Genomic DNA, 10,456 nt, shown 5'->3' with positions numbered 1-10,456 from the left:
GACGTTCAGCGCTGACGAGCGACTGCGCATCCCCATGCGCCCCGACAACCGCAGCCTCAACCTCGGCAACGCGGTCGCCGTCGTCGCGTATGAGGCATGGCGTCAGCTCGGCTTCACCGGCGCGGCTGATGACGGCACCGGCACCCTCGAGGCGCTGAGCGCTGACGCCCCACGACGGGAGGCATGAGTTTCCCGCGTGAGACGCGAGGTGCCCGGTGCGGGGTGTGCGGCGGGGCGGTCATGAACACAGGATGCGACGCCGGCTCGACGCGGGGAGGTCGCCTTGGCAGGATGGCGGCATGGCCGCTCACATGCCCCTGACCGACGCTCCGCGCGTGCTCGCCATCGTCCAGGCCGGAGGTAAGGGCTCACGGATGGGTGTGCTCACCACGCACCGCGCGAAACCGGCGCTGCCGTTCGGCGGCACGCACCAGCTCGTCGACATCGCCATGTCGAACCTCGTCAACTCGGGCATCTCCAGCGTCTGGGTTTCCGTGCAGTACCGCGCGGGCACGCTCGACAAGCACCTGCAGCACGGACGCCCCTGGGATCTGGACCGCAACGACGGCGGTTTCCGCCGCATCGTGCCCGAGGAGATCGACGCCGCGCGCACGGGTGGGTTCGCCACCGGCAACGCGGACGACCTGTACCGCATCCGTCATCAGATCGCCGACGAGAACGCTGACGTGACCGTCGTGCTGAGCGCCGATCAGGTGTTCACGCTCGACCTGCGGGACGTCGTCGCCGCTCACCTCGCCAAGGGCGCCGACCTCACCATCGTCACCACCGAGGTGCCCGTGACGGAGGCGTCGAACAAGGCTGTCGTGACGAGCGACGCCACCGGCAAGGTCACCCGCATCGACGAGAAGCCCGAGGACCCGGCCCACGGAACGATCTCCGCGGAGGTCTTCATCTACCGCACGGCAGCGCTGCTTGACGCCCTCGACGAAGCCGAGAAAGCGACGCGCCCTGAAGCCGACGACGAGGACGACACCGGCCTCGGCGACTTCGCCGAGCACCTCATCCCGACGCTCGTCGCGCGTGGACGTGTGCGCACCCACGCGCTCGAGGCGTACTGGATGGACATGGGCCGGCCCGAGACCTACCTGCGCGCTCACCGCGACCTCGTGCGTGGTGACGTGCCGATCTTCGACGACGAGGCGTGGCCGATGCGCACCCTCGCGACGAACAAGTGCGCGGCGCGCGTGCGCGAAGGGGCCGTCGTCGACGCGTCCTACCTGTCGCCAGGGTGCGACATCGCCGGCACCGTGCGCCGCTCGGTGCTCGGGCCCGGCGTGATCGTGCGCGCGGGGGCCGTCGTCGAGGATGCCGTGGTGCTCGACGGCACGGTCATCGAGAAGGGTGCCGAGGTGCGCACCGCGATCGTCGACGTCGACGTCGCGGTGCGCCGAGGAGCGCGCGTCGGCTCAGCCCCTGCCGCCACCGCGGCGCGCGACGCGGACATCGCCGTCATCGGCGCGGGTGCCACCGTGCGCGATGTCGTGAAGCCGGGGGAGCAGATCGACCCCGGCGACGTCGTCAGCTGAGCCGCGCCGGGGGCGCCCCGGCAACCCCGTGGGGTGACGCAGGGGCGCCGACGGCTGTGGACGATGACGGCTGCGCGGCCTTCCGCGGCCGTCCTGCACCCTCGTCCACAGGGTTTGCGGCCGGCGCCGACGGCACACCCCGTGACATGCCTACCGTCGACGCATGACTATCTTCGCAACTCACGGTGTGCTCGCGGTCGCGGACGATCCCAACGCGGAGGCGCTCGCGACGTTCATCCACTGGTTCGTCGTCGTCGCCGTCCTGCTCTTCGTCGTCGCCCCGGCGCTGTGGCTCACCGGTGCCATCGTGGCGACCCGCAGCCTCAAGAAGTGGCCGAGTCTCGTCGCCGACACCGAGGACGCCATGTACCGCTGGGCCCTGCTCGTCGGCGTCCTGCCCGTCGTGGGCCCGCTCATCTACGCCGTCTCGTTCCAGCAGGCCAAGAACCGTCGGACGCCTGAGCAACTCGTCCTCGCGCGGATGACTCATCGGGAGCGCCATCGTCAGGCGCAACTCGCCGGCATCGGGCGACGGTAGCCGGGCTCTCGTTCGCGCATGACAAGGCGCGGGAGCGCAGGTAAGGCGAACGACTCCGGCCGGCTCGCCGATGTGCTCAGGTGAAGAGGAAGTCGACGGCCGACGGCTCGGTGAGGCGCCGTTCGTATTCGCCGACCCCGCCGGGCCACAGGGTGCGGTTCTCGCCGTCGTCATCGAGGTACCAGGAGGTGCAGCCGCCCTGCGTCCACACCGAGCGACCGCTGCGTTCGCGCATCTCACGCGTGAAGGCGGGCACGAGTTCGGGGCGCACCTCGACGGCGTGGGCGCCTCGGCGATCGCGTTCGTCGAGCAGCGTCATGACGTGGGCGATCTGCGCTTCGATCATGAGCACGACGCTCGTGTGCCCCAGGCCCGTGTTGGGCCCCAGCAGCATGAAGAGGTTGGGGAAGTCGGCCATCGTCACGCCGAGATAGGACTCGACACCGTTCTGCCATTCCTCGGCGAACGAGCGGCCGTCACGCCCGGTGATGTCGAGGTGGGCGTACGAGCCGCGGGGGTCGAAGCCGGTGGCCAGCACGAGGGCGTCAACCTCGTGCAGGGTTCCGTCGGCGGTGACGACGCCGTCGGGCGTCACGCCCACGACGTCGTCGGTCACGACGTCGACGTCGGCGCGCGCGAGGGCAGGGTAGTACGTGTCGGACAGCAGGACGCGCTTGCACCCCATCGTGTAGGTGGGGGTCAGCTTCTCGCGCAGCTGCGGATCCTTGATCTGGTTGGCCAGGTGCCGTCGGGCCTCGCGGGAGGCGAGTTCGAGCAGCCGCGGCTGGCTGTCGAACGCGACGGCAGGCAGGTCGTTGCGTCGGCGCAGTGCAGCCCGATGGGCCCGCATGAGCGCGGGGTGACGCCGGAAGCGGTCGATCGTCGCGTCGGAGTACTCGCTGTTGCGCTGCGGCATGATCCACGGTGCGCTGCGCTGGAAGACGGTGAGGTGCTCGGCGTCCTCGGCGAGCGCCGGGATGCACTGCACAGCCGAGGCGCCCGTGCCGATGATGCCGACGCGGCGGCCGAACATCGAACTGTCGCGAGGCCAGGCTGCGGTGTGGATGAGTTCGCCGGCGAACGTGTGCAGCCCGTCGATGAGGGGGATGTGCGGCAGGTGCAGCGCACCGACGCCGAGCACGAGTGCGCGGGCGGTGACGGTGTGCGTCGAACCGTCCGAGGAGTGCGTCGCGATCGTCCACACGCCGCTCGACTCGTCGAAGTCGGCGGCGTGCAGCGCCGTGTCGAAGCGGATGTGCTCGCGCAGCTCGTACTTCTCGACGACGGCGAGCAGATAGTCCTGGATGACGTCACCGCGCGAATAGGTGTGCGACCAGTACGGGTTGAGCTCGAAGCTGAACGAGTACAGGTGGCTCGGCACATCGCAGGCAACACCGGGATAACGGTTGTCACGCCACGTGCCACCGATCTCGTCGGCCTTCTCGAGGATGACGAAGCTGCGGCCGGCGTCCTGCAGCGCCACGGCCATGCCGATCCCGGAGAAACCGGTGCCGACGACGACGACGTCCACCTCTGCCACAGTGCTCACCGCACCAACCTAACGGGGCCGACCGCCGCCATCGCGCACCGACACAGCCGACGGCGCGTGATGGCGCTGCTCGCGCCGCCACTGCGTCAGTCAGTGCCGGTTGCGTCACGCAGGACTGACTCGAACGACACGGACTGACGCAGCTGGGCTCGGCTGATCGCACCGTGCGCCGTCACGCTGCCAGCCGACTCGTCAGTCAAGACGCTGTCAGTCGAGCTGCACGATGACGGGCGCGTGGTCGCTCGCACCCTTGCCCTTGCGCTCGTCGCGGTCGATGACGGCGCCCTGGACGCGCCCGGCGAGGGCGGGGGAGCACAGGGCGAAGTCGATGCGCATGCCCTGCTTCTTGGGGAAACGCAGCTGCGTGTAATCCCAGTACGTGTAGGTGCGCGGCTCGTTCGTGTGCGGGCGCACCACGTCGGCGTAGCCTGTGTCGATCATCGCCTGGAACGCGTCACGCTCGGGTTGCGTCACGTGCGTCTTGCCCTCGAAGAACGCCGGATCCCAGACGTCTTCGTCTCTCGGCGCGATGTTCCAGTCACCCGTCAGCGCGATCTGCGCCTCGGGGTTCTCGGTGAGCCACTTCTCGCCGTCGGCGCGCAGCGCGGCGAGCCAGTCGAGCTTGTACTCGTAGTGCGGGTGGCCGATCTCGCGACCGTTCGGCACGTAGAGCGACCACATGCGCACCCCGTCGCACGTGGCGGCGATGGCGCGGGCCTCCGCCGCGATGGGGTCGCCGAAGCCGGGCATGTCCTCGAAGCCGATCTGCACGTCCTCGAGGCCGACGCGCGAGGCGATCGCGACACCGTTCCACTGGTTCAGCCCGTGATGGGCGACCTCGTACCCGGCTTCCTCGAAGCGGGCCATGGGGAACTGCTCGTCCTTGCACTTCGTCTCCTGCATGGCGAGCACGTCGACGTCACCACGTTCGAGGAAGGCGATGACGCGGTCGACGCGGGTGCGGATGGAGTTGACGTTCCACGTGGCGATTCGCATGCCTCAACCCTAGACGGGCCCTGCGACAACCCTCGAAACCAGCGGGATCCTGCGGTTGTCGGCGACGAGTGGCACAGTGGTGAGCATGACGAAATGGGCACTGGTCACCGGCGCGAGCGCCGGCATCGGCAAGGAGTTCTGCGAGCAGCTGGCGGCGCGCGGCGACAACGTCGTCCTGGTCGCGCGGCGCGCCGACCGGCTCGAGGAGCTCAAGGCACACCTCGAGAAGCGCTACCGCGTGCACGCCGAGGTCCTCGCGGCCGACCTCGCCAACGCTGACGATCTCAAGCGCGTCGCCGAGCGTGTCGCGCAGGCGAGCGACCCCATCGAGGTGCTCGTCAACAACGCCGGCTTCGGGCTCAAGACGGCGTTCCTCGACACCGACGTCGAGAAGGAGATCGCCTCCGTTGACGTCATGGTCAAGGCCGTCGTCGTGCTCAGCCACGCCGCAGGCCGCGCGATGCGTGAGCGGGGGCGGGGCGCGATCATCAACGTCTCGTCGGTCGCGGGGTTCATGGCGAGCGGCACCTACTCGGCGGCGAAGTCGTATGTCACCGTGTTCAGCGAGTCGCTCGCCGGCCAGCTCGCGGGCACGGGCGTCACGGTGACCGCGCTGTGCCCAGGTTTCACCCACACCGACTTCCACGCGAGCGCCGACATCGACGTCGACAAGACCTCGGCCATCGGCAAGCGACTCTGGCTCGACGCCGACCGCCTCGTGCGCGACTGCCTCGCCGACGTCGACGCCGGCCGCGTCATCTCGGTGCCGGGGAAGCAGTACAAGGTCGCGACGCAGTTGCTGCGCCACGTGCCGCGCTCCATCGTGCGCGCGGGCGCTTTGAGCAACCGTCATCGGCCGCGCGACTGAGGAACCCCCGCCAAATAGAATGGACGGCATGACGAACATCGCCGAAGACCGCGCCCGCCTGCTGCAACTCATCAAGGACAACGCCATCGTGCACGGCAAGGTGACGTTGAGCAGCGGCAAGGAGGCCGACTACTACGTCGATCTGCGTCGCATCTCTCTCTCCGGCGAGGCTGCGCCGCTCGTCGGACGCGTCATGCGCGATCTGACGAGGGACTTCGACTACGTCGCCGTCGGCGGTCTGACGCTTGGTGCTGACCCCGTCGCGACGTCGATGCTGCACGCTGCGGCTGCTGCGGGGGAGCAGGTCGACGCGTTCGTCGTCCGCAAGGCCGGCAAGGCGCACGGCCTGCAGCAGCGCATCGAGGGCCCCTCGATCAAGGGTCGTCGCGTGCTCGTCGTCGAGGACACGACGACGACGGGTGCCTCGCCGTTGGAAGCCGTCGCCGCGTGCCGTGAGGAGGGCGCCGAGGTCGTCGGCGTCGCGACCATCGCCGACCGTGCCACCGGTGCGCAGGAGAAGATCGAGGCCGAGGGCCTCACCTACGTCAGCGCCTTCTCGATGGAAGATCTCGGCCTCGCCTGAGCGTCTGTCACGCCGCGCCTCTTGGCTGTGCGCGAACGAGCCGTCACCGTCACCGGTGGCGGCTCGTTCGTCTGTGCCTCAGGGGTGCGCGCCCGTCGCCACGGAGCTGGACACCGCTGCAGGTGAACACCCGGTGAATCGGGACCATGGCCCCTTCGCCGACGTCCCGGTGCGCTCGTACGGTGGGATGACACGACCCGTTCCGGAGGAAGCATGCGCCAAGACAGACCCACCCACGTCGTCGTCATCGGCGCGGGGATGGTGGCCCACAAGTTCGCCGAGACGCTCCTCGCGAAGGACGACGCGCGCCGCGTCTCGCTAACGGTCATCGGTGACGAGCCGTTCGCGCCGTACGACCGGGTGCATCTGACGAGCTTCTTCTCGGGCTCCACCGCGTCAGATCTGCTGCTCGACGAGAGTGTCTGGGACGACGAACGGGTGACGTTGCGCACGGGCACGCTCGTCACCGGCATCGACCGAGACGCGCGAGCCGTCGAGACGGAGGGCGGCGAGCACATCTCCTACGACGCCCTCATCCTGGCAACGGGCTCGCACGCCGCAGTGCCGCCCATCGAGGGGCGCGACGTCACGGGTTGTTTCGTCTACCGCACCCTCGACGATGTCGAGGCGCTTCGGCGCTACGTCTCGGACACGGCCGGACGCCACCCCGAGCGGCAGGTGCGCGGCGCCGTCATCGGAGGTGGTCTGCTCGGCCTCGAGGCCGGTGGCGCGCTGCAGGCGATGGGAGCGGATACGACGGTCGTCGAGTTCGCTGACCGCCTCATGCCCATGCAGGTCGACGCGGGAGGCGGCGAGGATCTCAAGCGCATCATCGAAGGCACCGGCGTGCACGTGCGCACCTCGACCGCCACGGCACGCATCAACGCGGGCGACGACGGTCGCGTCGCCTCGATGGACTACGCGAGTGGCGAGCGGGACGACGTGGACGTCGTCGTCTTCGCCACGGGCATCCGTCCTCGCGACGAACTCGCGCGTGCCGCGGGCCTCGAGCTCGGGCCTCGCGGCGGCGTCCTCGTCGACACCCACTGCGCCACGACGGACCCGGCCATCCACGCGATCGGTGAGGTCGCGTGCATCCAGGGGGAGGTGTGGGGCCTCGTCGCACCCGGGTACACGATGGCCGAGATCGCCGCTGCGCATCTGCTCGGCGAAGCGCCGGACTTCGACGGCGCCGATTCCTCGACGAAGCTCAAGCTCATGGGCGTCGACGTCGCGAGCTTCGGCGACGCGTTCGCCGCGACGCCCGGCGCGCGCGAGGTCGTCTACTCGGATGCCATGACCGGCTGGTACCGCAAGCTCGTCGTCGCCGATGACGGACACACCCTCCTCGGCGGAGTGCTCGTCGGTGATGCGAGCGCGTTCCCGAGCCTGCGGGCGATGGTCGGCCACGACCTCGCAGCGCCGAGCGCCTTCGTCATCCCCGAGGACGAACGCGGCGCGAAGGCCGAGATCAACCTCGAACTGCCCGACGACGCGGGCGTCTGCTCGTGCAACAACGTGAGTGCGGGCCAGATCCGTGCGGCGTTCGCGGACGGTGCCACGACGGTCTCGGACATCAAGACCTGCACCAAGGCAGGGACCTCGTGCGGATCATGCCTGCCGCTCGTCATCAAGCTCGTCGAGGTCGAGCAGGCGAAGGCCGGTATCGAGGTCGACAGGTCGTTGTGCGAGCACATGCCGTTGTCACGAAGCCAGCTGTTCAACGCGATCAAGGTCGCGAGGCTCACGTCCTTCGACGACGTCATCGAGCGTTTCGGCGCCGGGCGTGGCTGTGACGTGTGCAAGCCGACGATCGCCAACATCCTCGCCAGTCTCGAGAACGGCCACGTGCTCGACGGTCAGCAGGCGACGATGCAGGACACGAACGATCACGTCCTCGCCAACATGCAGAAGGACGGTACGTACTCGGTCGTGCCGCGCATCCCGGGTGGTGAGGTGACGCCGTCGGGTCTCGTCGCGATCGGGCAGATCGCCGAGAAGTACGGCCTCTACACGAAGATCACCGGCGCCCAGCGCATCGACATGTTCGGTGCCCGCATCGACCAGCTCCCCGCCATCTGGCGCGAGTTGCTCGACGCGGGCTTCGAATGCGGCCAGGCATACGGCAAGAGCTTGCGTGCGGTGAAGTCGTGCGTCGGGCAGACCTGGTGCCGCTTCGGCGTGCGCGACTCCGTCCGTCTCGCGATCGACCTCGAGACCCGGTACAAGGGGCTGCGCAGCCCGCACAAGCTCAAGATGGGTGTCTCCGGGTGCGCGCGCGAGTGCGCCGAGGCGCGCGGCAAGGACGCCGGCATCATCGCGACGGAGAACGGGTGGAACCTCTACGTCGGGGGTAACGGTGGCTTCAAGCCGGTGCACGCGCAGTTGCTCGCTGAGGACCTCGACGAAGAAGAACTGATCCGCACCATCGACAGGTTCTTCATGTTCTACATCTCGACAGCCGAGCGGCTGCAGCGCACCGCGCCGTGGCTCGCCGAGCTCGAGGGCGGCACCGAGCACCTGCGCGAGGTGATCATGGACGACGCGTTGGGCATCTGCGCCGACCTCGACGCGATGATGGAACGTCACGTCAACGCCTACTCCGACGAGTGGCGCGACGTCCTGGAGGACCCTGAGAAGCTCGCCCGGTTCACGGCCTTCGTCAACGACGACACGAACGTCGACCCCGATCTGCTCTACGTCGTGGAACGTGACCAGCCCCGCCCGGCGACCCCGGCCGAGAAGGCCGACGCCACCCTCGAACTCATCGACTCCAACCGACGTCCCGTCCGGATCGCAGGCGAGCGCATCCCCGTCGGCGCAGGCGCTGCACAAGGAGGCCAGGGATGACAACCCCCACACCTAGCGAGGCCGGTACCTCGTGGACCCCGCTGTGCGCCGTCGACCGGCTGACACCGGAGCGGGCCGTTGCGGCACTCACGCCGGACGGCGCGCAGGTCGCCCTCGTGCGCCTCGCGAACGACGAGGTGTTCGCCGTCGGCCACCGTGACCCGTACGCCCTCGCGAACGTCATCGCCCGCGGCGTCGTCGGGACGCGCACTCTCGACGGTCAGACGTACGACGTCATCCAGTCGCCGCTGTACAAGCAGGCCTTCGACGTGCGGACGGGCGAGGACGTCGCCGACCGCGCCGTCCGTCTCGGCACCTGGGCCGTGCGTGAGCGCGACGGGATGATCGAGTTGGGCGAGCGCACGAGCGACTACGCAGAACCGGAGCAGACGACGCGCTGATCGTCCGGCCGCCTCGCCAGGTCGGTCGCCTGCGGCGGGGACGGTGGCGATGTGCCCGGCCAACCGCGATGATGGGACGATGGCCATCCTCATCGACCCGCCGATGTGGCCCGCGTGGGGCACGGTGTTCTCGCATCTCGTCTCCGACAGCTCGCTCGACGAGCTGCACGCCTTCGCGCACGATCATGGCGTTCCGGATGCTGCGTTCGACGTCGACCACTACGACGTGCCGGAGCGCATGTACGACGCGTTGGTCGCGGGTGGCGCGCTGCCCGTGCGCGCCACTGAGCTCATTCGCCGATTGATCGCCGGCGGTGTGCGGGTTCGTGCCGTGGAGCGCCGATCATGAAACTGCTCGACGGGTGCTGCGCGGGCGTGAGTGCGCGACGCTTCTCGCGTCACGAACATCACGGCGGCCGCGGCGCGTCGCTGCCTAAGGTCGGGGAGTGAACACGAAGGGCCGCAGCGAGGAGGAACGGATGAGCGACGCAGTCGCGGCGGGGCGCGTCGTCCTCGTCGGCGGCGGACCGGGTTCGCTCGACCTGCTGACGCTGCGTGCCCTGCGCGAGCTCGAGCAGGCGGACGTCATCGTCGCCGATCGCCTTGGCCCGCGGGACGAACTGGCGCGTCTCGATCTGAGCGCCGAGATCATCGACGTCGGCAAGAGCCCGCACCATCACCCCGTTCCGCAGGGCGAGATCAACGCGATTCTCGTGCGTGAGGCGCGGGCCGGGCGGCGGGTGGTGCGCCTCAAGGGCGGCGATCCGTACCTGCTCGGCCGCGGGGGGGAGGAATACCTGTCCTGCCATGCGCACGGCATCGACGTCGATGTCGTGCCCGGCGTGACGAGCGCGCTCTCCGCGCCGCTCGCCGGCGGCATCCCGGTGACGCATCGCGGATCGTCGGCGGGCCTGCTCGTGCTCTCCGGGCACGACGAACTGGCGCTGCCGGCGCTGGCGGCATGGCCGCACACCATCGTCGTCCTCATGGGGATGGGACGCCTGGGCGAGCTGACGGCCGGCCTCGTCGCGCACGGCAAACCGGCCGCGACGCCCGCGGGCGTCGTCCACCGTGCGTGGACGCCGCAGCAGCAGGTCGTGCGTTCCACCCTCGCCGAGCTCGCC

The 10,456-nt window shown here is 69.3% G+C and carries 10 protein-coding genes and 1 pseudogene; 9 read left to right on the top strand and 2 right to left on the bottom strand.

Annotated elements, in window-relative coordinates:
* From B2284_RS10375 to B2284_RS10365, 3 genes and pseudogenes are all read left to right on the top strand, one after another.
* Positions 1-187 (top strand): annotated as a pseudogene (locus tag B2284_RS10375) (tRNA (uridine(34)/cytosine(34)/5-carboxymethylaminomethyluridine(34)-2'-O)-methyltransferase TrmL); the annotation flags it as partial.
* Between the two features lie 112 nt (positions 188-299).
* Positions 300-1,547, top strand: coding sequence for a glucose-1-phosphate adenylyltransferase family protein (locus tag B2284_RS10370; RefSeq protein ID WP_237723901.1), 1,248 nt, complete (start codon positions 300-302; stop codon positions 1,545-1,547).
* 163 nt (positions 1,548-1,710) lie between these two features.
* Positions 1,711-2,085: a hypothetical protein gene (locus B2284_RS10365; protein ID WP_131940591.1), complete on the top strand. Its 375-nt coding sequence runs from the start codon at positions 1,711-1,713 to the stop codon at positions 2,083-2,085.
* A 76-nt stretch (positions 2,086-2,161) separates the two neighbouring features.
* Here B2284_RS10365 and B2284_RS10360 read toward each other — a convergent pair whose 3' ends face one another.
* Together B2284_RS10360 and B2284_RS10355 are read right to left on the bottom strand one after the other, a co-directional pair.
* The gene (locus tag B2284_RS10360; RefSeq protein WP_006946121.1) at positions 2,162-3,634 is read right to left on the bottom strand and encodes a flavin-containing monooxygenase; all 1,473 of its coding nucleotides are present in this window, start codon (positions 3,632-3,634) and stop codon (positions 2,162-2,164) included.
* 207 nt (positions 3,635-3,841) lie between these two features.
* On the bottom strand, positions 3,842-4,630 hold the full coding sequence (locus B2284_RS10355; RefSeq protein WP_006946080.1) for an exodeoxyribonuclease III: 789 nt from the start codon (positions 4,628-4,630) through the stop codon (positions 3,842-3,844).
* Positions 4,631-4,715: 85 nt separating this feature from the next.
* Here B2284_RS10355 and B2284_RS10350 point away from each other — a divergent pair, with 85 nt between their 5' ends.
* From B2284_RS10350 to cobA, 6 genes are all read left to right on the top strand, one after another.
* Positions 4,716-5,498, top strand: coding sequence for an SDR family NAD(P)-dependent oxidoreductase (locus B2284_RS10350; RefSeq protein WP_040014821.1), 783 nt, complete (start codon positions 4,716-4,718; stop codon positions 5,496-5,498).
* A gap of 28 nt (positions 5,499-5,526) precedes the next feature.
* Positions 5,527-6,081 (top strand): orotate phosphoribosyltransferase, encoded by a 555-nt coding sequence (gene pyrE, locus B2284_RS10345; protein WP_062258358.1) that lies wholly within the window; start codon positions 5,527-5,529, stop codon positions 6,079-6,081.
* 213 nt (positions 6,082-6,294) lie between these two features.
* Positions 6,295-8,931, top strand: coding sequence for a nitrite reductase large subunit NirB (gene nirB, locus B2284_RS10340; RefSeq protein WP_006946090.1), 2,637 nt, complete (start codon positions 6,295-6,297; stop codon positions 8,929-8,931).
* Positions 8,928-9,332, top strand: coding sequence for a nitrite reductase (NAD(P)H) small subunit (locus B2284_RS10335; protein WP_006946104.1), 405 nt, complete (start codon positions 8,928-8,930; stop codon positions 9,330-9,332). Before nirB ends, B2284_RS10335 begins: the two co-directional genes overlap by 4 nt.
* A 79-nt stretch (positions 9,333-9,411) precedes the next feature.
* Positions 9,412-9,681 carry a DUF4031 domain-containing protein gene (locus tag B2284_RS10330; protein WP_006946225.1) on the top strand — a complete coding sequence of 90 codons (270 nt, stop codon included), beginning with the start codon at positions 9,412-9,414 and terminating at the stop codon, positions 9,679-9,681.
* Positions 9,682-9,811: 130 nt separating this feature from the next.
* On the top strand, positions 9,812-10,456 hold a 645-nt coding region (cobA, locus tag B2284_RS10325; protein ID WP_286697449.1), incomplete at its 3' end, for a uroporphyrinogen-III C-methyltransferase.

Source organism: Dermacoccus sp. UBA1591 (assembly GCF_002322065.1).
Lineage (GTDB): Bacteria > Actinomycetota > Actinomycetes > Actinomycetales > Dermatophilaceae > Dermacoccus > Dermacoccus nishinomiyaensis.
Note: the sequence above shows the minus strand (reverse complement) of the source record. Positions and strands in the feature narration are given on the sequence as shown.